The sequence below is a fragment of the Desulfobacter hydrogenophilus genome, assembly GCF_004319545.1.
Lineage (GTDB): Bacteria > Desulfobacterota > Desulfobacteria > Desulfobacterales > Desulfobacteraceae > Desulfobacter > Desulfobacter hydrogenophilus.
In genome coordinates this window covers 902231-927763 of record NZ_CP036313.1, presented here as the reverse complement: position 1 = coordinate 927763, position 25533 = coordinate 902231, and the positions used below count along the sequence as shown (strand labels likewise).

20 protein-coding genes and 1 other RNA gene are annotated in these 25533 nt (G+C 49.2%); 11 read left to right on the top strand and 10 right to left on the bottom strand.

Going from position 1 to position 25533, the window contains the following annotated elements:
* Positions 1–107: 107 nt before the first annotated feature.
* From dnaK to ffs, 3 genes are all read right to left on the bottom strand, one after another.
* Positions 108–2018, bottom strand: a complete 1911-nt coding sequence (gene dnaK / locus EYB58_RS04030) for a molecular chaperone DnaK (RefSeq protein WP_111953594.1) — start codon at positions 2016–2018, stop codon at positions 108–110.
* Between the two features lie 22 nt (positions 2019–2040).
* The gene (gene grpE, locus EYB58_RS04025; RefSeq protein ID WP_111953596.1) at positions 2041–2646 is read right to left on the bottom strand and encodes a nucleotide exchange factor GrpE; all 606 of its coding nucleotides are present in this window, start codon (positions 2644–2646) and stop codon (positions 2041–2043) included.
* A 154-nt stretch (positions 2647–2800) separates the two neighbouring features.
* Positions 2801–2897, bottom strand: an RNA gene (gene ffs, locus EYB58_RS04020) — signal recognition particle sRNA small type.
* 193 nt (positions 2898–3090) lie between these two features.
* Here ffs and EYB58_RS04015 point away from each other — a divergent pair.
* The 3 genes from EYB58_RS04015 to EYB58_RS04005 all read left to right on the top strand — a co-directional run bounded on the left by EYB58_RS04015 (position 3091) and on the right by EYB58_RS04005 (position 5842).
* Positions 3091–3399 (top strand): STAS domain-containing protein, encoded by a 309-nt coding sequence (locus EYB58_RS04015; protein WP_111953598.1) that lies wholly within the window; start codon positions 3091–3093, stop codon positions 3397–3399.
* A gap of 44 nt (positions 3400–3443) precedes the next feature.
* Positions 3444–3803: a hypothetical protein gene (locus tag EYB58_RS04010; RefSeq protein ID WP_111953600.1), complete on the top strand. Its 360-nt coding sequence runs from the start codon at positions 3444–3446 to the stop codon at positions 3801–3803.
* A 113-nt stretch (positions 3804–3916) separates the two neighbouring features.
* Positions 3917–5842: an oxidoreductase gene (locus tag EYB58_RS04005; RefSeq protein WP_111953602.1), complete on the top strand. Its 1926-nt coding sequence runs from the start codon at positions 3917–3919 to the stop codon at positions 5840–5842.
* 182 nt (positions 5843–6024) lie between these two features.
* On the opposite strand, the gene EYB58_RS04000 is transcribed toward EYB58_RS04005, so the two are convergent.
* A complete protein-coding gene (locus tag EYB58_RS04000; protein ID WP_111953604.1) occupies positions 6025–7269 on the bottom strand; it encodes a cation diffusion facilitator family transporter in 1245 nt (414 codons plus the stop codon).
* Positions 7270–7525: 256 nt separating this feature from the next.
* On the opposite strand from EYB58_RS04000, the gene EYB58_RS03995 reads away from it, so the two are divergent.
* Positions 7526–8857 (top strand): CDP-alcohol phosphatidyltransferase family protein, encoded by a 1332-nt coding sequence (locus EYB58_RS03995; protein ID WP_111953606.1) that lies wholly within the window; start codon positions 7526–7528, stop codon positions 8855–8857.
* Between the two features lie 89 nt (positions 8858–8946).
* Here the strand turns inward: EYB58_RS03995 and EYB58_RS03990 are convergent, their stop codons facing one another.
* The 5 genes from EYB58_RS03990 to EYB58_RS03970 all read right to left on the bottom strand — a co-directional run bounded on the left by EYB58_RS03990 (position 8947) and on the right by EYB58_RS03970 (position 14327).
* Positions 8947–10743, bottom strand: coding sequence for a YgiQ family radical SAM protein (locus EYB58_RS03990; RefSeq protein WP_111953608.1), 1797 nt, complete (start codon positions 10741–10743; stop codon positions 8947–8949).
* Between the two features lie 2 nt (positions 10744–10745).
* Positions 10746–12161: an MFS transporter gene (locus EYB58_RS03985; RefSeq protein ID WP_111953610.1), complete on the bottom strand. Its 1416-nt coding sequence runs from the start codon at positions 12159–12161 to the stop codon at positions 10746–10748.
* Positions 12162–12339: 178 nt separating this feature from the next.
* Positions 12340–13092 carry an OmpA/MotB family protein gene (locus EYB58_RS03980; protein WP_111953614.1) on the bottom strand — a complete coding sequence of 251 codons (753 nt, stop codon included), beginning with the start codon at positions 13090–13092 and terminating at the stop codon, positions 12340–12342.
* Between the two features lie 5 nt (positions 13093–13097).
* A complete protein-coding gene (locus EYB58_RS03975) occupies positions 13098–13937 on the bottom strand; it encodes a motility protein A (protein WP_111953616.1) in 840 nt (279 codons plus the stop codon).
* 252 nt (positions 13938–14189) lie between these two features.
* Entirely contained in the window at positions 14190–14327 is a 138-nt protein-coding gene (locus tag EYB58_RS03970; RefSeq protein ID WP_111953620.1) for a hypothetical protein, read from the bottom strand.
* Positions 14328–14490: 163 nt separating this feature from the next.
* On the opposite strand from EYB58_RS03970, the gene EYB58_RS03965 reads away from it, so the two are divergent.
* On the top strand, positions 14491–14928 hold the full coding sequence (locus EYB58_RS03965) for an iron-sulfur cluster assembly scaffold protein (RefSeq protein WP_242637549.1): 438 nt from the start codon (positions 14491–14493) through the stop codon (positions 14926–14928).
* Between the two features lie 5 nt (positions 14929–14933).
* Complete coding sequence (locus EYB58_RS03960; RefSeq protein WP_111953622.1) at positions 14934–15254, top strand: hypothetical protein; 321 nt, start codon at positions 14934–14936, stop codon at positions 15252–15254.
* Between the two features lie 101 nt (positions 15255–15355).
* Here the strand turns inward: EYB58_RS03960 and EYB58_RS03955 are convergent, their stop codons facing one another.
* Complete coding sequence (locus EYB58_RS03955) at positions 15356–15694, bottom strand: hypothetical protein (protein ID WP_242637548.1); 339 nt, start codon at positions 15692–15694, stop codon at positions 15356–15358.
* A 712-nt stretch (positions 15695–16406) separates the two neighbouring features.
* Here EYB58_RS03955 and EYB58_RS03950 point away from each other — a divergent pair.
* The 5 genes from EYB58_RS03950 to nifJ all read left to right on the top strand — a co-directional run bounded on the left by EYB58_RS03950 (position 16407) and on the right by nifJ (position 25449).
* Complete coding sequence (locus EYB58_RS03950; RefSeq protein WP_111953626.1) at positions 16407–17393, top strand: thiamine pyrophosphate-dependent dehydrogenase E1 component subunit alpha; 987 nt, start codon at positions 16407–16409, stop codon at positions 17391–17393.
* A 13-nt stretch (positions 17394–17406) separates the two neighbouring features.
* The gene (locus EYB58_RS03945; protein WP_111953628.1) at positions 17407–18390 is read left to right on the top strand and encodes an alpha-ketoacid dehydrogenase subunit beta; all 984 of its coding nucleotides are present in this window, start codon (positions 17407–17409) and stop codon (positions 18388–18390) included.
* A gap of 143 nt (positions 18391–18533) precedes the next feature.
* Entirely contained in the window at positions 18534–18986 is a 453-nt protein-coding gene (locus EYB58_RS03940; protein WP_111953630.1) for a CBS domain-containing protein, read from the top strand.
* 23 nt (positions 18987–19009) lie between these two features.
* Positions 19010–21433: a phosphoenolpyruvate synthase gene (gene ppsA / locus EYB58_RS03935; protein ID WP_111953632.1), complete on the top strand. Its 2424-nt coding sequence runs from the start codon at positions 19010–19012 to the stop codon at positions 21431–21433.
* Between the two features lie 476 nt (positions 21434–21909).
* Complete coding sequence (gene nifJ, locus EYB58_RS03930; RefSeq protein ID WP_111953634.1) at positions 21910–25449, top strand: pyruvate:ferredoxin (flavodoxin) oxidoreductase; 3540 nt, start codon at positions 21910–21912, stop codon at positions 25447–25449.
* The last annotated feature ends 84 nt before the right edge of the window (positions 25450–25533 follow it).

The following is a 25533-nucleotide window of genomic DNA, read 5'->3' as shown; positions in this document are numbered from 1 at the left end:
ATAAAAATCCTGCCGGGCAATATAGATCACGGCAGGATTATATTCAACATCAAATTCCCGCCCTGAATCAAAACATTATAATTCAGGGCGGGTTCGTACAACGGTTGTTATTTATCTTTTTTGACCTCTTCGAAATCCGCATCAACGACGTCATCATCGTCTTTGGCAGGACCAGCACCGGCATCAGCACCGTCGGCCTGGCTGTCTGCCTGTGCCTGCTGGTACATCACTTCGGCCAGCTTGTGGGAGGCCTGGGACAGGGTTTCGATTTTAGCCTTAATGTCCTCAAGGTTGTCGGAGTCTTTAGCCTGTTTCAGGGCCTGGGCGGCATCCTCAATGGATTTTTTGGTGGCTTCATCTACTTTGTCCCCATGTTCTTTCAGGGTCTTTTCGGTCTGGTCCACCAGGGCCTCTGCCTGGTTTTTGGTATCCACCAGTTCACGTTTTTTCTTGTCATCTTCGGCGTGCATCTCAGCGTCTTTCACCATGCGCTGGATTTCATCTTCACTTAAGCCGGATGCTGCGGTGATCTGGATGGACTGTTCCTTGCCTGTGGCCTTGTCCTTGGCGGATACGTGAACAATTCCGTTGGCATCAATGTCAAAGGTTACCTCAATCTGGGGAACACCCCTGGGTGCAGGGGGAATGTCGGACAGCTCAAACTGACCTAAAGTCTTGTTGTCTGCTGACATCTGGCGTTCGCCCTGGAGCACGTGAATGGATACGGCCGGCTGGTTGTCGGCGGCCGTGGAGAATACCTGGCTCTTTTTGGTGGGAACGGTCGTGTTCTTTTCGATCAGTCGGGTCATCACGCCGCCAAGGGTCTCAATACCCAGGGAAAGGGGGGTGACATCCAGCAGGAGCACGTCGTTCACATCACCCTGGAGTACGCCTGCCTGGACTGCTGCACCCATGGCAACTACCTCATCCGGGTTTACACCCTTATGGGGTTTTTTGCCAAAGATTTTTTCAACACGTTCCTGAACCGCAGGCATACGGGTCATGCCGCCAACCAGAACAACCTCATCCACATCGCCGGGTTTCATGTGTGCGTCTTTCAGCGCTGTTGTACAAGGGATTTCCAGTTTGTCTAAAAGGTCAGCCACAAGGGACTCCAGTTTCGCTCTGCTCAGTTTAATGTCCAGGTGCTTGGGGCCGGATGCGTCCGCTGTAATAAAGGGCAGGTTGATGGTGGTTTCCGTGGATGTTGACAGCTCCATTTTTGCCTTTTCAGCCGCCTCTTTGAGACGCTGTAAAGCCATTTTATCACTACGCAAGTCAATGCCCTGGTCTTTTTTAAATTCGTTTGCCAGATGGTCAATGATACGCAGGTCAAAATCTTCGCCGCCCAGGTGCGTATCACCGTGGGTAGATTTGACTTCAAAAACGCCGTCACCGATTTCAAGAACAGAGACGTCAAATGTACCACCGCCAAGGTCGAAAACAGCGATCTTTTCCTCGCCTTTTTTATCTAGACCATAGGCCAGGGAAGCGGCTGTGGGTTCATTAATGATACGTTTGACTTCCAGGCCTGCAATTTTACCGGCATCCTTGGTGGCTTGGCGCTGGCTGTCGTTAAAGTAGGCCGGAACCGTAATAACGGCTTCGGTAACGGGTTCTCCAAGGTAATCCTCGGCAGTTTTCTTGATATTGCCAAGAATAAACGAGGAAACTTCGGCAGGGCTGTACTGCTTGCCCCTGATGTTGATCCGGGTATCGCCGTTGGCGGCTGCCTCTATTATATATGGCAGTATGGGAATATCAGTCTGGATTTCCTTTGAGTTGAATTTCCTGCCAATGAGACGTTTTACACCGAAAATTGTATTTTCAGGGTTTGTTACGGCTTGGCGCTTGGCTGTCTGGCCGACAATGCGCTCTCCGCTTTCCGTGACCGCCACAATGGACGGTGTTGTTCTGCCACCTTCGGCATTGGTAATAATTTTTGCCTCTCCACCGGGTTCCATAACCGCGACACATGAATTGGTTGTGCCAAGGTCGATTCCAATAATTTTACCCATAACAATTCCTTTCTAAATATTTTTAATCTTCCTTAGTAATTTCTTGGGCCTGTTCTTCAACTTTTTTTGAGACAACTACCATGGCCGGCCTAAGCAGTCTGTCATGAAGCAGATATCCTTTTTGCAGGACATTGGTGACAGTATTGTCCGGCACATCATTATCCTGTGCATGGGTGACCGCTTGATGAAAATTGGGGTCAAAGGGCTGATTGTCTGCCTCAATCCGCTTTACGTTGAAGGATTCAAACAGCTTGAGGATCTCTTTGTGTGTCAGTTTTACGCCTTCAAGCAGACTGGTTTCCTCCACTGCATCTGTGGCCGAGTCAATGGCCCTTTCAAGATTATCCACCACAGAAAGAAGCTGTCTGAAAACCGTTTCATTGGCAAATTTCTTGAACTCATCAATTTCTCTTTGCTTTCGCTTTTTGAAATTCTCAAATTCCGCAGATAATCTGAGCACTTTGTCTTTTTGCTCATTTAATTGATCTTCAACCCCTTTGTGATCATCCTTGTCTTCCGGGCTGTTTCCTTCATCGGAATTTTTTTGCTCGTCTGTCTCAGGAGTATTCAGGGAATCGGTTTTCTCCTCTTTCCCGTCAGCTTTTTTTTTATTCTCTTTGAGTACCAATGTTTTTGCTCCAAAATCCCTTATATTTAAGTGTTTAAAAATTAATTAAATAAATAAATTATGGCTGAAAAATAAGTCTGTTTGAAAACATGTCAAGATATAAAAGGGAGGTAAAAAAGAAAACCCGACTGAACAAATCGAGCGGATAATTGCGTGACCGGGATCGATCCACGACACAGAAGGGATCACTTATCGCTGCTTCCTTCCGGATCTGACGAGGTTCATGGCCTGCTGTTACGAGGCGACCGATCAGAATTATCCGCCCGACTTGATCAGCCGGGAAGTTTTACTATATACGTGGTTTTTAATTTAAATTCAAGGGGAAAATAGATGTGAATATTTTGCCGTTTTTAAATTTGAAGATGATTTTTGGATTTGAACAAAAATAGGTTTTAAGTTAATATATAAACTTAATTCAACCCGTCATTATAAAAGGAGAGAAAAATGAGTGAAATCGTCAATAGTGCGGACCAGACTATTATTAAGCCCGGTGAAGATGTCGTTGCGTCCATGGCTGAAGCCTTTAAGGGGGAACTGCTTTCTGCTGTCAATTCCTCCCAGGGTACCTTGGTGATTGATCTTGAGGGTGTGAGCATGGTGGATTCCGTTGGGATTGGCGTGATTATTGCCGTTTACAATTCCCTGAGTCAGGTCAATCGTCAGTTAAAGGTTATTAATGTTGAACAGGATATTCACGGCCTGTTTTCAACTATGAGACTGAACCGCCGTTTTACCGTGGAAGCAGCCCAATAGGCTTAAATTAGGTCCTTAATTAGGCCAAAATGTAGGATTGCTAAATGCGTTTTTTTCTGATTTTTTTGGTTTTTTTTTTCATGGCTGTCGTAACCTCCTGTGAAAGCGAGGACGATAGTTATTCCGGTGTCGGTAAGCTTATTTCCGATAGAAATAAGATGCGCTACCAGCTGTCCGACGAAAAAGGAAATACTAAAGGTAAACCCGGGTCATCAAATCAAAAAACCGATTCTTTGTCCAAAGATGCTTCAGAAAAGGTTACGTCCAAACAAGAATTGTCAGCGAACGTATTGGATGAAAAGGAAATCGTTATCGTTGAAATTTCTTCAGGAAAACCCCTCAGTCAAGGGGTTGCCTATGTAAACAAAAAAGGTGATATTGTAAAAATTAAATTAGCCCAATGATAAGCCGGCTCAGCCCCCGGCTGTTATTGTTATAAATTCTCTTGTTTTGAATCTAAATGTCTGACATTAAATAAAGGCCATATCTTAACCGTCTCAATGATAGGAGTGTGCTTATGCTGTCAGATCTTTTCAGTCCCATCCAAATCCAACACATGGAAGTGAAGAATCGGTTGCTCATGTCGGCCATGAGTATTAATTTTGGTGTGGATGAAAATTGTCATGTAACAGACCAGCTTACGGAATACTTTGCGACCCGGGCCAGAGGCGGTGTCGGCATGATGCTTGTGGGCGGTGGCGGGATTCACCCCAGCGGCCAGGAACTGCCTGAGCTTCCCCAGATGTATGAGGACTCATGTATTCCGGCCCTGAAAAGAATGGTTAATCGGATTAAGGAATATGATGTCTGTTTCGGGGTTCAGTTGCTGCACGGAGGCCGTCAGTCCTATTTGCCCGAAAAAGTGGCACCTTCGGCTATCCCGGCGCCTGCCGTGGTTAAGGGAGAAGTTCGTGCCCTGGAAATAGAGGAGATAAAATCGCTTGCAGACTGTTTTGGGCAGGCAGCCCGGCGTTGCAGAGAGGCCGGGTTTGATTTCATTGAACTGCACGGGGCCCATGGATACCTGATCAACCAGTTCCTGGCACCCAATTCCAATATCCGCACCGATGAATACGGCGGCAGTTTTGAGAATCGCACCCGGTTTCTGTTTGAGGTGATTGACGCGGTAAAGAATATCGCAGGTGCGGACTATCCCGTGGGCATCCGTATCAATGGCAACGATTATATTAAAGACGGATGGGAACTTAAAGATACCCTGCGTATCTCTCCACTTTTGGAGCAGGCCGGGGTGGCGTATATCCATGTGTCCGGTGGTGTTTATGGCTCCACAGAGTTGACTATTCCGTCCATGTATACACCCCAAGGGTGTTTCATTTATATGGCCGAGGCGGTCAAGCAGGTGGTCAATGTGCCTGTCATCACCGTCGGTCGGATCAAGGATCCGGCCATGGCCAATGCCGCCATCAGAGATGGAAAAGCAGATATGGTGGCACTGGGGCGTTCCATTATTGCAGATCCGGAATATCCGAATAAGGCCAAATCCGGAAATGCCTCACTCATCCGGCCCTGTGTGGGGTGCTGTCTGGGGTGTATCCATGCCGTGCTGGCCAAGGAGCCAGGTTCCTGTGTGGTCAACCCCGATGTGGGCCGGGAATTTAAACTGGCCGAAGAAAAGGCGTCGGCAAAAAGTCAGAAAATTCTTGTGGCCGGGGCCGGGCCTTCCGGGCTTGCTGCCGCAAGGATGTTTGCCCAAAGAGGGCATCAGGTCAAAATATTAGAAAAAGGTCCAGGTCAGGGCGGGCTTCTGGCGCTGGCTGCCACGGCACCCGGCAGGGGGGAATTGGGCGATATTTTGCGCTTTTTTAGAAACGAACTTGAGCGTCTTGGTGTGGCTGTGGATTACAACACCCCGTTGTCTTCCCAAATTCTGGCCTCCTTTGATCCTGATCATGTGATCCTGGCCACGGGCTCCATGCCGGATATGCCAGTGATCAAAGGGCTGTTTAAAAGCAAGATGACGCTTCTCACCAGTGTGGATGTCTTCACCGATGCCCAGGCCGCCGGTGACCGGGTGATTGTGCTCGGCGGCGGATTCACCGGGCTGATCACTGCCCATAAACTGGGAGATATGGGAAAAGAGGTGGTGGTCCTGAACCGCAAAAAAAGTTTTGCCGAAGAGATGTCCTCCAATGACCGGTATTATCTGCGGGAACGTTTGACGGCCTGCGGTGTCATTTTATATAAGAGGGTGGCAGTTAAATCCTTTACCGATGATGGCGTAAGCTTTGCAACCAAGGGAGAACCCGTAACCCTTGAGGGGTTTGATACGGTGGTTATTTCGGAAAAACATCAGCCCGTCAGGGATGCCAGGCACTTGGAGAAACAAAGCCGGGCAAAATTTCATATGATCGGAGATGCCAAAACACCCAGGCATTTAATGTTTTGTGTTGCCGAGGCTGAAGAAGCCGGTCGTTCCATATAACAGCCATGGGCTGACTTGGCCTATCAATACCGAGGCTCAACCCACAACAAAGCATGAAAGTAATTCAGTAACTTATTGGAACTTTCTTATAAACAGCCATGGGCTGACCTGGCCTATCAACACCCAGGCTCAGCCCACAACGAAATAGCTCCAAACGATCCCATCAAGTTTTACCATCCGCCTCATAATTCCTCCATCCCGGTATCACTATTTTCCGGCATCATTATCTCCCGCACCGCATCACTCAGGTTTTTGGATGAAATCCGCCTTATTTTTATCCCTGCACTGGACAGCACATATCCCGGGCCTTTGTGTAAAACATCCTCTTTGATTCCCACATGGGTGATTTTTTGCTCAACCAGCCACTCTGCCACACGCAGTCCCTTTGCCGTGGAAACTGTGCAATGAGGATTCTCCGTGATCTTTTTTGCATCAATGGTATGATTATCTCTGTGAAGGGAAAGTATTGCAAAATAGGGGGCTTCTCCGAAGTGGGAGCTGATCTGTCCGCTTTTATCCGACAGGGGCAATGCCAGAATATCATGGGTACGAACTTTGGGTTCATAATGAATTGTTATTTTTTCGATATTAGGAATCTGAGTTAAAATCCGGTTTTCAATTGCCTCACTGATCTTGTGTGCCACTTCAAGATCGCTGACATTTAAGGTGATGGCAGCCTGGATAAACCGATACCGCCCGGCGTTGCGCCCAATAAGGGATTTGATCTCATCCACAGCAGGTTCTTGATAGATCAGGCTGTGTATTTTGTCCAGGGTGGGAAAATCAATGGATGCATCCAGAAGGACCCGCATGCCATCCGACAAAAGCTCCCATCCGGCTTTTGCAATGAAAAGAAGAATCAATGCTGCGCCAAGCCGGTCAATGGAGATTCCCATAACGTCGGTCTGCAGATCAAAATAGCTGAACAGGACAGATACCAGGACCACAATGGATGATAGGAAATCCACCTGGCGATGGCGGCCTTCAGCGATCAGGACCGGAGATTGGGTTTTTTTTCCGACGTGGAGGGCATATTGTCCAAACCCGAATATTGAAAGACTACTGCCGGCCAGAAGAAAAATGGAAATCGGGGTGATCTGCGGTATGCTGTCACTGGAAGAAAGAATCTGTTTAACGATTTCATATCCGGCAATGAAAATAAAAAGGGAAATGGCTACGGACGCTACATTTTCCAGTTTGTAAAGCCCAAGGGGAAAGGAACGGGATTTACGGGTTGACAGTCTGACGCCACCATAAATGAACAAAGATGCCACGGCATCTGTTCCGGAATCAATGGCACTGGCTGTAATGGCTAAGCTGCCGGTAAAAATGGCAAGAGGCACCTTTATGATTGTTAAAAGCAGGTTCAGTAAAAAGGCCTGTCCTGCAATTTTGAATATCTGATGAGTCTCTGTGATTTTTCCCATGACGGATTCTTAAGCTCTCAATGTCTCAACCGGCTATAAACCGCTTTTGTTTCTTTAACATTACCACTAATATTTTGCAAAAGCCAAAGTTAAAAATCAGGGGGCGCAAAGAATAGACACTCCTGCTTTCCCTTACCTTCTGTGGATTTTATTGGAGATTAACCGTCTTTTTTATTCCCAGGATAGGGTGAAGATGATAAATTGCACCGCAATGATATCTCACACGCAATTTTTTAACTGATATTAAGGCCGAATCATGGAACGAATTTTGGTAATCGTGGCATCCGGTGCCTTTGGCACCCTGTTTTTTTTCTGGTTTTCCCACAGCCTGAAAAGAAAGGCATCCGTCAAGCAGTTTGTTGAATCCCATTTGTGGTTGATGCATCCCAACGCCATCTGCTACTGGCGTACAGGTCTTGCTTTTTTAGGGTTCTTTCTCTATTTTTATTCGCCCTATCAATCTTTGTCCATTTTTATTTTTACATTCGCTGCGATCCTTGACGGGGTTGACGGCGTTGTCGCCCGGGGCTGCAATCTGGTGTCCCGCCTGGGAGAATGGCTGGACCCCATGTGCGACAAATTCACTTATCTGCCTCCCCTGGTCGGATTTGCATATACGGCTGATTCAGCCACCGGACTGACAATCCTTTCTCCTAAACTGATCTGGATCCTTGTGGCGATTGAACTGATTGGCCAATTTTTTGCCCGCAGAATGCTGGCCTGGCTCAAGGTGTCCGGGGCGGCCAATAACTTTGGGAAAATCAAGGCCATTATTTGTTTTGGCCTGGTGATTCTGTGTGCCCTGATGGATGCCCGGCCCGGGATGCTGAACATTGGTAACGGGGTGCTTGGGGCCTGTATTGTTCTTTCTGCGGCATCCATGATTTTCAAGTTTATTCCCAATCGGTTGTATGCCGATATTCTGTCCATGCTCAATTTCATGTGTGGTGTCTCCAGCCTGATTTTAACCTATCATCACTGTTATGCCTGGGCCATCTGCGTGATCATCATGGGTCAGCTTTTTGACTTGTTTGACGGGCGTATGGCCCTCAAGCACGGGGGCACCAAGTACGGCCCCTGGCTGGACGATATAGCTGACTTTGTCAGCTTCGGCCTTGCCCCGGCATATATGGTAATCGTCAGAGGTGGTAACTTTGCGCTGTTTTTTGCCGTGATTTATGTGGTAGGGGTGGCCTATCGTCTGGTGCGGTTTGTTACCAAGGACAAGGGGCGCACAGACCTGCCAGCCGGTATTTTCAACGGATTTCCAAGTCCTGCCGGTGCCCTGATTGTTTTGGGTGCATCTCTCATATCCGGCCCCATGCTGCTTTGGTTTTTCACCGCGATTTCCACAGCCCTGATGGTCAGCAACATTCGATTTGCCCATTTGGGCCGGGTGATTCTCAAACAGATCCCCAAACCCATTTTTTTCCTGATTTCTGCGACCATCATTGTGGTTTTAGCCTATATTCTGAAAACTAAAAATATCCATATGTTTGGATATCTTCTCCTGGCGTCCGTGGTGTTTTATCTGGCTACCGGCAGGATTTGGGCGCAAAGGCTTAATGCTCCAGGTACGCCCGACTGATCGGCTTTTTTGAAGGTGGTTACTGCAGGGTGTCAGGGACGGTTATCGGACAATGAATCCGTTTTTTGGCTCATTAATTAAGAAAGGTGTTATTTTTTTCGACGGCGAAGCTTTTTGCCCTGCCGGGAAACTTTGTCCTGATTCCGGTTTTGTCGGGGTGGGGTGGGGGCCCGACGTTTTGTTTTCCGGGTGACGATTTGTTTTTGTCTCTCCTTTGCCCGGGGATCTTTTTCCACAAATACGGGCACCATGGCAAAGGGGTCAATGCCGGTATAATACATCAGGGTGGAAAAGGTGGATGGTGTGGGTGTGAAAATCTGGACCTGTTCCGGTGTGATGTGAAGTTCGTTTTGGGTAAATGCCTTAAGTTCATTCATTTCCCTTACGGTACACCCGGGGTGAGCCGCGATTAGGTAATAGGTCAGGTATTGTTTTTTATTCAGTGTTTTGCAGATGCTGTCAAATTGGTGCTTGAACGCAACAAGGCTGTCCATGCCCGGTTTTCCCATAAGCGCCAGTACACCGGGCGCACAATGTTCCGGTGCAAGCTTCATCTGGCCGGAGACATGTTCGGCGGTTACCTGTTTTAAGTATGCCTGGCCCTTTTGTTTGTCCATGAGGATCAAGTCATGGCGAATGCCTGAGTTGAGAAACACCTTTTTTACACCCGCCAGGCGGCTGATTTCATTGAGTAGATCCATCTGGGGCCCGTGATCCGGAGAAAGTGACGGGCATGGGGTTGGGAACAGGCAGCGCCGATGGGTACAGGCCCCTTTTTTTAGTTTTTTTTCACACTCAAATCCGTACATATTGGCGGTGGGACCGCCCAGGTCAAAGATATAGCCTTTAAAATCTTTGTCTCGGGTCATTTTTTTTGCTTCGGCAATGATAGAATTTTTGCTGCGCCATCTGACCGTTCGGCCCTGGTGGACGGTGATGGCGCAGAAATTACACTCTCCGTAACAGCCGTAATGGGTGGGAATGGAAAATCGGATGGTGTCCATGGCCTGGACATGGCCCAAGGCCCGGTAATAGGGGTGAACATTTCGCTGAAAATTCAAATCGTGGATTTCGTCCATCTCTTTGGTGGTACTGAAATGTGCTGGCGGATTCAGGACAAGAAACCGGTCTGCATGGGCCTGACTTAAGGGCCTGGCATGCATGGGGTCTGTATTGTCGTAAAAGGTTTTAAAGCTTTGGATATAAAGGTCCTTATCCTTGATGACCGCTTCATATGCGGGCAGCGTTATGCCTTTGGGGGTTTTAGCGATATATCCCAAGCCCGGAATCTGTGTGACAGGGTCTTGTGTATCAGCCGGCATTGTTTCCGGGCGCTTATCCAGGACCCGTGCCAGTTCGACGATACCGGCATGGGCCATGCCGAACAAAATATAATCTGCCTTGGAATCAAACAAAATGGACCGTCGAATTTTATTGGACCAGAAATCATAGTGGGCAATGCGCCGAAGGCTTGCTTCAATGCCACCCAGCACAATGGGTACGGTGGGTTTAAAAAAGCGCCGCACAAGATTGGTGTATACAATAACCGCCCGGTCAGGCCGCCGGGTGTTTTCTCCGCCAGGCGTGTAGTCATCTCGTTTGCGCCATTTTTTTGATGCCGTGTAATTGGCCACCATGGAATCCACGGCGCCGCCGGTGATGCCCCAGAAGAGCCGGGGTTCGCCTAAACGGGAGATGTCTCGGTCATTGTCCGTGTCCGGCTGGGCAATGATGCCCACGGTAAATCCCTTTGATTCCAGGACCCGGCCGATCAGGCTGGCCCCCATGAATGGGGAGTCAATGTATGTATCGCCGGTGACAAGAATCACGTCAAGCCGGTCAATGCCCCGGTCGTCAAGTTCTTTTCGGGTGGTGGGTAAAAACATAATCAGCGTTTCCGGTTGGGGCCTGGTGCCTGCTCTACCCGGGCCATGGAGAAAATAATCCCCACTACACTGAGCAGGGCAAAAATCATAAAGGCCGTGTGCATGGCTTTGAGAAATCCCGGGGCTGTGGCCGTGCTGACTTCAGCATTACCCATGAACATACTCAGCAAAAGGGTGGTGATGGTCATGGCCGTGAGCATGCCGATGCTGCGCATGGTGGCCACAAGGCTGGAGGCAATGCCGTAATGTCTTGATCTCACAGATCCCATGACCGTGGTCATGTTGGGTGTGGAAAATGCAGCAAATCCAAACCCCATGATCACCAACACCCCCAGCACCTGCCAGGTTTCGGCATCCTGGCCGATAAAGGCTGAAAACCCAAGCCCTGCTGCACAGATGGCCATGCCGGCCGTGGATAATTTGGACGGAGAGATTTTGTCTGAAAGTGTGCCTGATAAAGGTGAAAGCAACGCCTGAATTATCGGTTGGGCAACGAGCACGAAACCTGTTGCCTGGGCAGACATGCCTTTAACCACCTGCAGGTATAAAGAAAAGAAAAATGTGAGCCCGAATGAGGCGGCGTAGTTGATCCATGTGGCAATGTTGCTGAAGGCCAGAACCCGGTTGCTTAACAGCAGGCGAATGTCCAGGATGGGAGAGGGATGCCTGTATTCAAAAATTAAAAAGCCAACTATGCAGACCATGCCTGCCACCATCAGATCCGATGCCCAGGTATGGCTTTCAAGGTGGGACACCCCGACGATCAGGCAGGAGAGCGCTGCCATATAAATGAGGCTGCCCACCCAATCAAAGGATTCCCCTTCAGCGCCTTTCCATTCCCCCTTAAGCCGGGTTAGGGTCAAAATCATGGCAGCCATGGCAAGGGGGACAGAAGCAAAAAAAATCCACTGCCAGCCCAGCCAGGCGATCATGAGTCCGGCCAGGGTGGGACCGGCGGACAACCCCAAGTAGACAAAGGCCACAATGATGCCCATGGCTTTGCCTCGTTTTTCCTTCGGCACCACAGAAGAGAGAATCGCCACGGAAGTGGAGACCGTACACGACACACCAATGCCCTGGAAAAACCGAATGGCAATGAAAATGTCTATGGACGGGGAAAAGGGCAGCAGAATCGTGGCAAGGGCAAATAAGGCAACCCCTAATACAAATATTTTTTTTCGTCCCGTGATGTCGGCCAACCGGCCGACGGGAAGAAGAAACAAGGTGACGGCCAGCATATAGACCATTTCCACCAGGGCCAGAGAAACTGCACTGGCACCGTAAAATTGGCCAATGGTGGGAAGGGCCACACCAACTGCAGACATCATGAACGGTGCCAGAAACTGGACGGCAGAGACGATAAATATGGTGTGGCTTGTGGAGATTCGGGGTTGGGGCTTGTTATCGCTGCTGTTCATGTTTCCCCTACCCAAATAATGTGTTGGTTGTAATTTTCATAAATTCCTTATTATTGATGTATCAGTTAGATCCGTCAATATAAGAAACAGGTTTGGGAAGTCAAGAACATATAAATTCCCACCGTTTTATAAAATTTTTATGCAACGTTGGGAGGCCTTTTGTGGCTTTTATCTTTCCTTATAATTTTTTTGATTGCTCGGTTTCCCTGACCAGGGATATTTCCACACGCCGGTTGGCTTCCCTGCCCAGAAAATGCGTGTTATCCCCAATGGGCCGGTACTGGCCAAATCCTTCGATATTAATCCGTTCCGGGGCCACCCGGCAGTCAATTAAGACTTTGGCAACACTCATGGCCCTTGCAGCGGACAGCTCCCAGTTGGAGGGGAACTGGGCCGTATGGATGGGGGTGTTATCCGTATGGCCGGCAACAATGATTCTGTATTCGGGCTCTGTTATGAAAAATGAGGCCATATCCTTTAATGCAGGCTTGATGTAGTCCAGCAGTTTGGCTTGGCCGGAAGGAAAACTGATGTCTTCGCCCAGGGTCAGAACAAGTCTGTTTTTTGCGACTTTAACAGAGTAATTTGAAATATTTGATTTTTCCATGACCTGATGTAGCCGGTCTTCAATGGTGAGAAGATCCAGCTCGGATTCATGAACTTTTTTCACGGATTTGACCGGCGTTTGAAGTGTCTCAACAGGCCGGTGTACCTCTGTGGGAACATGCTCGATTTTTAATGCCTGGGGCATATGGGTCTGGTTGCTGTAGAGCATGATAAAAAAAGCCAGGATCAGGGTCATGATATCCAGCATCGTCCACAGCCCCGAATCTTCGGGCTCGCATTCCTCCAGAAGGCTTTGGCGTTTTAGCCGAAGCCGCTTTAATTCCGAGATTTCAAGCTCAGATATGAGGTTTTTCGGGGGTATCATAGATATCAGCCTGCCATGGGTTCCTGTTTTTTAGGGTGGGGGTGAAGCCGGGGTAGTCTCATGGGGCGTGCCTGGGATTTTCTGCCCACGGTCCAGTCATCCTGGAAATAATCGCCAATGCAATATCTTAAGCGATACCCGATGGCCTTGGCATTGGTTTTTTCTGCAATATCCAGAATCCCTTCAATAATCAATGACAATTCCATGGCGTCATGCTTGGTTTTTTCTGCCAATTTTTTTGCAATGGGAAGAAAAATGATATTGGCATAGAGCAGTCCGTAAAAAGTGGTCAAAAGGGCTGTGGCCACGCCTTTTCCGATCAGTTCTGCAGACCCCATATGGCTCAATACATTGATCAGACCAATGATGGTGCCCACAAAACCAAAAACCGGCATCAGCTTGATAAAGGTATTTATCAGGTCTGCCTGGGATCGCCGGGCCTGCAGAAAATTGTCATATCTGCGCTCAAGGGTCTTAATAATCGTATATCTGTCAAATCCGTCCGCAATCATTTCCATGCCCATTTTAAGGAATGGATTGTCAATGTTTTTGGATTTTTGATCCAGTACCAGTTTTCCGTCCCGCCGCCGGATTGAGGCCAACACTTCGATCTGTTTTATGAGGGCATTCAGATCGGTCTTTTCCCCGGAAAATGCTTTGCGGACATTGACGAAAAGATCTGAAAACAGGCGAAAGGGATACGACACCAGGGAACAGACAAATGCCCCGGTAAGGATGATTAAGTTGCTTTTGATGTTCAAAGCAATGGACGATAGTTCGGATACGGTTCCTGACAGCAGTATAAACACGATAATACCTGCGGCCGGAAGTATTTTCTGGAGCATGGACTTCTCCTTGTCAAGTGGTAAAAACAGTTTGGACGACTATATCAAATGCACAAATCATGCCTTTTTAAATGGTCCTTATTTACAATGGGTTATGTTTTTTCGTACAAAGAGGCAGGAAGGATTTTCCCATTCATCCAGGTACTTTTTTCAGGCCGATTTTGAAATAATAGGATTAATCTTGGAAAACGTGGACACTTTGGGGTGAGAAGGCAATTGTTGCTTCACGGCCTGGTGTTATTTGAAAATCCCTTAAATACCTCCGGGAACCCGGGCCGGGATAAATGGGGGGGGGTCCATCTCTTTGAGGGTCTTTAACCCATTTTTCAGGGAGAGCAGAAAGGCCAGAAAGGCTTTAGCCGCTTCCGGGTTGGGTGCCTTTTTGATCATGGTGATGCCGTAGGGGCAGGTTTCAATCTTGGCAAATACGGATTTTTTTTTCGATTTTTTTTGTTCACAAAAGATGACAACCGCAACGGTTTATGGCAAACTGTTCCGGTGTAAAAATAGAATGTCCGGTGCATACCGGAACTTAAGCAGAAAGGATAGAACCGTGAGCAATCTTGACGCATTTCTGGACAAGCTCCAGGAGGAAATATTTGATGAGGCAAAACAGGCCCTGGGTGAAAGGGGCTTTGACCGCTGGAGAAACCCCAAACACAACGGCCGGATGGAAAACCCTGATGGATGGGGCCGGGTGATCGGAGAGTGCGGGGATACCATGGAAATATATCTTAAATTCAAGGATAACCAGGTGGCAGACGCGTCCTATTTTACAGATGGGTGCGCTTCTTCCATGGTCAGCGGGTCCTTTGCCGCGGAACTGACCCTGGGCAAAACCCCTGAGGAATTGACCGATATCACCGCCGACCAAATTCTTGCCCTCATTGGCCGGCTGCCGGACGACGACATTCACTGCACCACCCTTGCGGCTCGCACCATCCAGGCCGCCGTGGACAACTACATGGGCACCATAGTGAAAAAAGTTTGAGTTTTATGGAAATCCACCTCAATTTGAGCCGCCACTGCATCCAGACGGCGGCTCGCCTGAAGCTCGAACACCTAATCCGGCAGTGCCTGAAAGCGCCGGAGCAGGAAACAGAAGAGATGATTGAGGCCTTGACCGATTTTCTGTCACAGAATGATTTCGGTAAATTGCGCAGGCGTATTGATTTGGCTCGTAAATCCTTGGGAAACGATCCAGCCTTGCTTGTCCCCCTTGACCTGCCTGATGACATGTTAAAACCCTTCTTCCGTATGGCGATAGGCCCTGATTCCTGCCTTTTATCCATGCCTTTGGACTCGCCTTTGACCTGAATCCTTGGAACCGCAGATTAAATAACTTGAAAGGCGCGGGGCGTATTCGCCCCGCGCCTGGCTTTCTTTGTCAGTTAAACCTGGCCGGTTTTAATCGTGTTTTATTTCGTGTAGCCGCTTCCCACGATCAATCCGCCTGCGGTGGTCCGGACATAGGTTTTTTTACTGGCTCCGGCCCACTCGTATTCCACCCATAACCCCTCGGGCGTGGACTGGACAAGCGCGTCGTATACCGTCTTGAATTCGTCGGTGTTCAGGCTCTGCCCCTGCTTATTGGGATGAACCACCATCGTTCCGTTTTTTTCCATGATGAACACGTAAGGGTCGTAATCACCCGCCTTGTAGTCGGTAGGCATTTTACCGCCGTCAATACCGGCCACGATTCCGTCCACGTTTCCCTTTATTGCGCCTTCGTCCGCCGCCATAGCGCCAGTAGACAAGCAGAGTCCGATCACCATTGCCAAACAAATCGTTAATGCTTTTTTCATAACTGTTCCTTTTTCGTTAAAATCTTAAGAAAATTGTTGTTAAAGATACGAGTATTGACAAAAAAAGCGTTTACGGGGCTGCAACCCCCCGTCTGTCCTTCTCCTTCCTTTCTTCTGTGGCCAGGTTGCGGCAAAGGATGGCGAAATCACCCCTTGCTCTTTGGGTTTGACACGGAATCAACAAAAAGCGGCTGTAAGGTGAATCGCTTCTTGCTGCAGTGCTATTAAGCACATGAACTAACGTTTCTTCTGGTTAAATTTGTATATTGCCCTACATTTTAGCCAAATTGATTGTAGGATTACTGGAAAAATTTATTTTATGCCTCATGACTTAACATCGTCAGATGCAAAATTATGTAACACAGGTCTTTGATTTTAGTAAACCATTTTTTTGCCGTTATCATCGGTTCGCTCTCTTAATCTATCTTTTTGTTGGCGTGCCTTGATGGTGATTTAAAATTCGGCGCATCTATGGCAGATTTAATTTTGACTGTGGGCCTGACGTCCTATAAAAATCAAAATTTAGTATCAAATTCTTTCTTGCCATCCGGGCGGCAGTCAGGATATTCTTTAAACATTTTCATTTTTGGTCCAACCTGTCTTAAAATGGTTGGATATTCTTCAATTTTTTCAGATGTTCTTTTCGGAGAAAGAAGGGAGACCCATGAAAGAAAAACAACTAACTTCGGACTTCCAAGTTCGGCTTTTTACCCGCATGGTTTTGATTCGAACGTTCGAGGAAAAAATTGTGGCCCTCTGCCGGGAATCATACCAATTGCCGGGTATGCAGATTTTGGCCAATGGCCAGGAAGCCGTGGCCACGGGTGTTGTGTCAGCCCTTGAACCGGACGACATCATCGTGAGCAATCACCGCAGTCATGGCCATCTATTGGCCAGAGGTGCCGACTTAAATTCGTTGATGGCCGAAATCATGGCCAAGGCAGACGGTGTCAACCATGGCAAGGCCGGCACCCTGCATCTATCCGTTCCTGAGATCAATGCCCCGATGACTTCCACAGTGGTTGGTGCAGGACCTCCTTTGGCCGTTGGGGCTGCCTTTGCCCAGCAATATCAAGCGCTGAACGGCGTGACCGTGGTGTTCTTCGGTGACGGCGCAGCAGCTGAAGGCAGTGTGCACGAAGCAATGAATTTGTCCGGCATCTGGAAATTGCCGATTCTGTTCGTCTGTGAAAACAACGGTTGGGCCGGCGCCCAGCGGTTTGAAGAGCATTCTGCCGCACGCCAAATCCACAAGCGGGCCCAGGGATACGACATGCCCGGCCAGAGTGTGGACGGCAATGACGTGGAGGCGGTCTACCATCTGAGCCTTGAATTACTTGAACACTGCCGCTCAGGAAAGGGGCCGGCGTTTATGGAAACCATGACCTATCGAATGCGCGGCCATGGCGAGCAGGACCACCAGCATTATGTGAATCCGGAGGAGCTGGAAGCGTGGGCCCTCAAGTGCCCGATAATAAGGTATCGCCGGGCGCTTCTCAATGCCGGCATTCTGGATAAAAATAAAATTCAACGTATCGAACAGGATGCCGAAGCTCGCGTTGCAGCGGCTGTTGCCTTTGGAGACGCCAGTCCGTATCCTGAATCTGACACCGCCATGACAGATGTATTTGTCCAGGCGTTCAATAGCTGAAAGGAGTTATTCCATGAGTCAAAAAACGTTTGGAAATGCAATAAACGACGCGCTTTCCACTGCCATGGATATGGATGACACCGTATTTATTGCCGGAGAAGGGGTGGGCGTGTCCATCCATCACGACCCCAACATGCCAACCTACGGCCTTCTGGATAAATTTGGGCGACGCCGGGTGAAAGATACGCCGGTGAGTGAGGCGGCCATTGCCGGGCTCGCTGTGGGGGCGTCCTGCATGGGGCTGCGGCCGGTTGTGGAGATCATGTTTTTCCCGTTCATTACCCTGGCCAGCGACATGCTGGTCAACCACGCCGGAAAATTGCGCTACATGAGCGGCGGCAAATCAAGCTTTCCACTGACCGTGCGGGTCAAAGCCGGTGTCGGGTTTGGCGCCGGCAGCCAGCACTCTCACAATCTGGAAGCGTGGATAGCCCACAGCCCGGGTCTGAAAATCGTCTGGCCGTCAACTGTAGAGGATGCCAAGGGGTTGCTTCTCAGTGCAATCTTTGACCCGGATCCGGTCATCGTGGTCGAAGATATGATGCTCTACCGGATGAAAGGAGAGTGCCCGGATGCAGACATCCGCACCCCCCTGGGCAAGGCCCGGGTGGCCGCACCGGGTACTGACTGCACCGTGATTGCTTATGGTCTGGCACTCTACACTGCTATGAAAGCTATTGAACCCTTAATTGAGAAAGGCATCTCGTGTGAGGTAATTGATCTGCGGTCTCTGGTGCCTTTAGACAAAACCTGTATCCTTGAATCGGTCCGTAAGACAGGGCGCTTGGTTGTTGTACACGAGGCCAACCGTTTTTGCGGCTTTGGGGCGGAATTGGCCGCGATGGTGGCCGAGGAGGCTTTCTATGATTTGAAGGGGCCTGTCAAACGCGTTGGTGCACCGCAGATCCCGGTACCTGTCGCATCAAGCCTTGAAAAGGTCTTTATACCCGGTCCGGAGGATGTTGTCAGAGCGGTTTTGGAGACGATGGGCAAATAAACGCTGCCATTATAGTTAGAGCCGATAGAACGAGTTGTCTTCAAGACGTAACGTCATTGCGATTTTGTTATCAAGGGTATATAAAATAAGGAGAAGCGTATACTTCAAGTTTTTCTGTAACCCATTATCCAGGAAAATAAAAAATGAAAACAGCTAAAGATATCATGGAAAAAGAAGTCATCTCAATAACCCCGGAGACCGACATCACCCGGGCTGTAGAACTTCTGTTAAACAACCACATTAATGGTGTGCCCGTCGTGGATGGGGACGGTACCCTTAAGGGGATTCTGTGCCAGAGTGATCTTATTTTTCAGCAGAAAACCATCTCTTTGCCCCCCATACTCACCTTTCTGGACGGTATTATTCCCTTATCTTCATCCAAAAAATTAGAAAAGGAAATGAAAAAAATAGCCGCCGGCACCGTGGCCCAGGCCATGGTGCCGGACCCTGTCACGGTAACACCGGATACACCGGTCTGTGACATCGCAGCCATGATGGTTGAAAAGCATTTTCACACCATTCCCGTGGTTCAGGACGGTAAATTGCTGGGCATCGTGGGCAAGGAAGATGTGCTGAGGACTTTGATCAAATCATAATTTGAATACAATCGGAGCTGAAAATGGGCAAAAATATGCACAAGGATCAAAAGCCGTTCGTGGCCTGGTTCAAGGATCTGAGCATTGACGACGTTCCCTTGGTGGGCGGCAAGAATGCCAGCCTGGGAGAGATGTACCGTAATCTGAGCCCCAAGGGGGTGAGCATCCCCAATGGATTCGCAGTGACCGCTCATGCCTATACCTATTTGTTGGAAAAGTCCAAGGCCATGGACAGGGTTCGGGAAATATTGTCCGACTTGGACACCCACGACATGGACAATCTTCAGGAACGCGGGGCCAGAGTCAGGAATCTGATCCGCAGCCTGGAATTTCCAGGTGAGCTGTATAAGGAAATAGCCAAGGCCTACGCCAAACTGGAAGAGGAATACGGCAAGAACGTGGATGTCGCCGTGCGTTCCTCGGCAACGGCCGAAGATTTGCCGGACGCCAGTTTCGCTGGGCAGCAAGACAGTTATCTGAATATCTGTGGTGTGGAAGACCTGGTGGACGCCTGCCACCGCTGTTTCGCCTCCCTGTTCACCAATCGGGCCATCTCCTACCGCGAAGACAAGCACTTTGACCATTTTTCCATCGCCCTGTCCATTGCCGTACAAAAGATGGTTAGAAGCGATCTGGCCTCAAGCGGGGTTATGTTCAGCATAGACACGGAATCCGGCTTTCAGGACGCGGTTTTTATCACCGGTGCCTACGGATTGGGGGAAAACGTGGTCCAGGGTGCGGTTAATCCGGATGAATGGTACGTGTTTAAGCCCACGCTCAAGCAGGGCTTCAAACCCATCATCATGAAAAAGACCGGCGGTAAGGCCATAAAAATGATTTACACCACGGATGCCAAACAGCCCACCAAGAACGTGGCCGTGCCGGACGAGGACCGCCGCCGTCTCGTGCTTAGGGACGAGGAGGTGGTGGAACTGAGCCGGATGGCCTGCGTCATTGAGGATCACTATTCGGAAAAGGCCGGATATCTTAAACCCATGGATATCGAATGGGCCAAGGACGGCGAGACCGGTAAGCTGTTTATTGTCCAGGCCAGGCCTGAGACGGTGCACACTTTGAAGGACAAGGCCGTTCTCAGGGAATTTCTCCTCAAGGAGAAGGGCGAGGTGGTGTGCACGGGCCAGTCCGTGGGCGAACTCATCGGCCAGGGTGGGGTCAACGTGATCAAGTCCGCCCAGATGATTTCCCAGTTCCAGAAAGGACAAGTGTTGGTTACGGACATGACCGACCCGGACTGGGAACCGGTGATGAAAATCGCCGGGGCAATTGTCACCAACCGGGGTGGGCGTACCTGCCACGCGGCTATTGTCAGCCGTGAACTGGGCATTCCCTGTATCGTGGGCGCCGGCAACGCCACCACCCGGATGCAAACCGGCCAGGAAGTGACCGTGGACTGCTCCCAAGGCAGCGTTGGTTACGTGTTTGAGGGCCTTTTACCCTACGAGATTAAAGAGACGAACCTGGAAACCCTGCCCAAGACCAAAACCAAGATCATGCTGAACCTGGCCAGCCCGGAGCAGGCCTTTGAAAAGAGCTTCATCCCAAATCATGGGGTGGGCCTGGCCCGTGAGGAATTCATCATCAGCTCTTATATCAAAATTCATCCGCTGGCCCTTTTGAGGTACGAGGAGCTGGGCGACGAGATTTTGAAACGGGCCATAGCGGATATGACCATCGGCTACAGCGACAAGAGCGACTATTTCGTGGATAAGCTGGCCGAGGGCGTGGGCATGCTGGCCGCAGCCTTTTATCCCAAACCGGTCATTGTCCGGCTCTCGGATTTCAAGACCAACGAGTACGCCAACCTCATCGGCGGCACCCAGTTCGAGCCGGACGAGGAAAATCCGATGATCGGATGGCGCGGGGCCTCGCGTTATTATGCCAAGGAATACAAGGAGGCTTTCGGCTTGGAATGCAAGGCCATGCTCAAGATCAGGAACGAAATGGGGCTTCATAACGTCCAGGTGATGATTCCCTTCTGCCGCACGCTGGATGAGGCCGGACAGGTGATAGAAACCATGGCCGAATTCGGCCTGCGCCAGGGAGAAAACGGATTTAAGGTGATCTGCATGTGCGAGATACCGTCCAACGTCATCCTGGCCGAAGAATATCTGGAAATTTTTGACGGCTTTTCCATAGGCACCAATGACCTGACACAATTGGTGCTCGGCGTGGACCGGGATTCGTCCCTTGTCTCCCATGTGTATGACGAGCGCAATCCGGCGGTGAAAAAGATGGTCCGCCAGGTGATCGAGATTGCCGTAAAAAAGGGCAAGTACATCGGAATCTGTGGCCAGGCCCCCAGCGATTACCTGGAGTTTGCGGAATTTGTGGTGGAATGCGGTATTGAGACCATGTCCCTTAACCCGGACACGGTGATCAAGACCACCCTGGCCGTGGCCGAACTGGAAAAAAAATTGGGCTTATAAAAATTCCTTAGGACCGCAGATTAAAGAAGTTGGGCAGAAATAACGCCGAATTTTGGTTCATCTACAAGGTGCATTAAAGGCTGCATAGCAGGCCTATTGGGCCTTTAATGCAACGAAGTAGATGGGCCCAAAGGCAAGCTATTTCGTTCAAGTTATTTAATCTGTGGTCCTTATATCGCTATTATTTAATAATGCCGCTATGGATTGGGCTTTGGCAGTATAAGGCGTGTCTGAATTAACCCTGCGTGCCCGTCTGCAAAATAGGTCTTGACCGGTTTTTTCAGTTGTGAGATATAAAAGCAGTTCGATAAGCAATCGATTGCTTATTTATTAACTGGAGACGATTTAAAAGATCGGTTTGCGGTATTTTCTACAAACCGGTTTTTTTTGTTATTTTTTTTGTTATATTGTTCAATGGATTTTATATATTGGGATTAAATCTTATTTTGCATTACCATTCAACGAGGTGAAAGATTATGAAAAAAAGAATGCAGACCATTGACGGGAATACTGCGGCAACCCACGTGGCATACGCCATGAGTGAGGTGGCTGCGATTTACCCGATCACACCTTCCAGCCCTCTGGGTGAAATTGCCGACGCCTGGGCATCCAAGGGAAGAAAAAACATTTTCGGGCAGATTCTGGACATTAAGCAAATGCAGTCCGAGGCTGGTGCGGCCGGTGCTGTCCACGGCTCTCTTGCAGCAGGTGCTTTGACTTCCACCTTTACGGCATCCCAGGGATTATTGCTCAAGATACCCAATATGTATAAGATTGCAGGCGAATTACTTCCCTGTGTTTTTCATGTAACAGCCCGCGCCATTTCCGCCCATGCTTTATCCATCTTCGGAGACCACCAGGATGTTATGGCAGCCAGACAGACCGGATTTGCCATACTGGCCTCCTGCTCTGTTCAGGAAGCCCAGGACTTGGCCCTTGTGGCGCATCTTGCAACCATGGATTCCCGGGTGCCGTTCCTCCATTTTTTTGACGGGTTCAGAACCTCCCATGAAATTCAGAAAATTGAAATGATTGAATACGAGGACATGGCATCCCTGTTCAACTATGACGCTTACTGGGCATTCAAGGCCCGAGCCATGAACCCTGAACATCCCGATACCCGCGGAACCGCTCAAAATCCGGATATCTATTTCCAGGGCAGGGAAGCAACCAACGCCTTTTACCTCAAAGTGCCTGCCATTGTTAAAAACTATATGAAAAAGGTAGGAGATCTTACTGGTCGCTATTATCAGCCTTTTGATTATGTGGGTGACCCTGAAGCGGATCGCGTTGTTGTTGCCATGGGGTCCAGTTGCGAAGCCATTGAAGAGACCATTGAAAAGCTTAATGGTACGGGCGAACGCCTAGGGTTGGTAAAAGTACGTTTGTATAGACCTTTTGATATCGAGGAATTCCTGCGCACCGTCCCGGCTTCCGTGGAAACTCTTACCGTAATTGACAGGACCAAAGAACCCGGTGCCGTTGGCGAACCCCTGTACCAAGATGTCTGCACCGCCTTTATGGAACATGGGGAAGGTCCCCGGATCATCGGTGGCCGCTACGGGCTCTCCTCAAAGGAATTCAATCCTTCCATGGTCAAAGCTATATATGACAACATGAAGGCCTTGTCTCCGAAAAATCATTTCACAGTGGGGATCATTGACGACGTCACCCATACGTCACTGGATGTTGAAAAGGGTTTTGACGCAGCTCCGGAAGGCACCATATCCGCCAAATTCTGGGGTCTTGGTTCCGACGGAACCGTAGGTGCAAATCAGTCTGCCATCATGATTATTGGTGACAATACGGATAAATATGCCCAGGGGTATTTTGCCTATGACTCCAAAAAATCCGGCGGGCTGACCGTTTCCCATTTGCGATTTGGTAATGTAAAAATAAAAAGTACTTATCTGATTGAAATCTCGGATTTTGTAGCCTGCCACAAGTCCAACTATGTGGAGATTTACGATGTACTCAAGGGACTGAAAGAGGGAGGCACTTTCCTGCTTAACTCTGAATGGTCTACCATTGCAGATATGGAAAAACATATCCCGGGCCATGTGCGGCGCACCATATATGAGAAAAAACTGAATTTTTACAACATTGATGCGGTAAAAATTGCCGGTGACGTGGGCCTTGGTAATCGTATCAACATGATTATGCAGACCTGCTTTTTTAACCTTGCCAATGTGCTTCCCGTTGAACAGGCCATTGAACTGCTCAAAGCCGACATCAAAAAGAAATTCGGCAAAAAGGGCGATGCCGTTGTCAACATGAACATTGAGGCCGTGGACAAAACCCTGGACAACCTGGTGAAAGTGGATGTGCCTGAGTCCTGGAAAGACGCCGTGGACGAAGTTAAAATTCAGGAACTTGCCACACCCTTTGTGGACAAGGTTATGCGCAAAATAAATGCCCAGGAAGGTGATGACCTGCCGGTGTCCGCCTTTTCAGTGGACGGCGTGTTTGAAGCAGGCACATCCCAGTATGAAAAACGCGGCGTTGCCATTAATGTACCCGAATGGATTGCCGAAAATTGTATCCAGTGCAATCAGTGTGCCTTTGTTTGTCCCCATGCCGCCATTATCCCCATTTTGGCAACAGCTGATGAACTCAAAGACGCCCCGGCATCCTTTGCCACGGTTGACGCCAAAGGCAAGGGCTTGGATCAGTTCAAATTCAGAATGCAGGTCAACCCCCTTGACTGCCAGGGTTGCGGTAACTGTGCAGACATTTGCCCGGCCAAGACAAAAGCTCTTGAAATGAAACCATTGGCATCCCAGGTGGATGTAGAAAAAGAAAATCACAAATTTTCTTTGACCGTCCCATTCAAGACAGATGTCATGAAACGGGATAGCCTCAAGGGAAGTCAGTTGTGGAAACCGTTGCTTGAATTCTCCGGCGCATGCTCAGGCTGCGGAGAAACCCCGTATGTAAAATTGATCACCCAGCTTTTTGGCGAGAGAATGACCGTTGCCAATGCCACTGGCTGTTCCTCCATCTGGGGCGCATCTGCACCGTCTATGCCCTATTGCACCAATGCCGACGGCCAGGGTCCTGCCTGGGCATCTTCCCTGTTTGAGGATGCTGCCGAATACGGTTACGGCATGTTGCTGGCCACCAAATCCAGGCGTAAAGCCCTGGCCGCAAAGATGGAAAAGGCCATTGAACAGGGTGTCTCAGATGAGCTTAAAGCTGCCATGGAAGGCTGGATCGCCGGCATGGATAATCTTGAAGAGTCCCAAAAATACGGTGGTGAGCTTAAGCAGCTGCTTAAAGATGCTTCCTCTGGTATTCTGAAAGAGATCTATAGTGAAAATGATCTGTTCGTGAAAAGATCCCATTGGGTTTTCGGCGGTGACGGCTGGGCTTATGATATTGGTTTCGGCGGTGTGGACCATGTACTGGCATCCGGGGATGACATTAATATCCTGGTGCTGGATACCGAAGTCTACTCCAACACGGGCGGTCAGTCCTCTAAAGCCACGCCCACCGGTGCCATTGCCAAATATGCCGCATCCGGAAAGAAAATTGGGAAAAAAGATATGGCCCGGATGATGATGAGCTATGGGTATATTTATGTTGCAACCATTTCCATGGGTGCCAACAAGAACCAGACGCTTAAGGCGCTCCTGGAAGCGGAAAGTTATCCCGGACCCTCCTTGGTCATCGCCTATGCCCCATGCATCAACCAGGGTATAAAAAAAGGTATGGGTAAAACCCAGGAAGAAATGAAATTGGCTGTTGAATCCGGTTACTGGCCCATTTTCCGGTTCAACCCCCAGCTTACCCATGAAGGTAAAAATCCCTTTACCCTTGACTCCAAACAACCCGACGGTAGCCTGCAGGAGTTCTTAAGCGGTGAAGTGCGGTTTGCGGCTCTGGAAAAAAGCTTTCCCGAGGAGTCCAAACGTTTAAGGGCAGCCCTTGGAGAAGAAGTTGAGGAAAAATATGCCATGCTTAAAATGATGGCAGATGCCGGCAAAAAAGAATCAGATGCCGATAAAGAAGAATAAGGTTCAATAACAAATAAAATCGTAATGGTTCAGGGGCGAAGGGCATTTTATGCGTTTCGCCCCTTTTTTGATTTAACAAGGCCC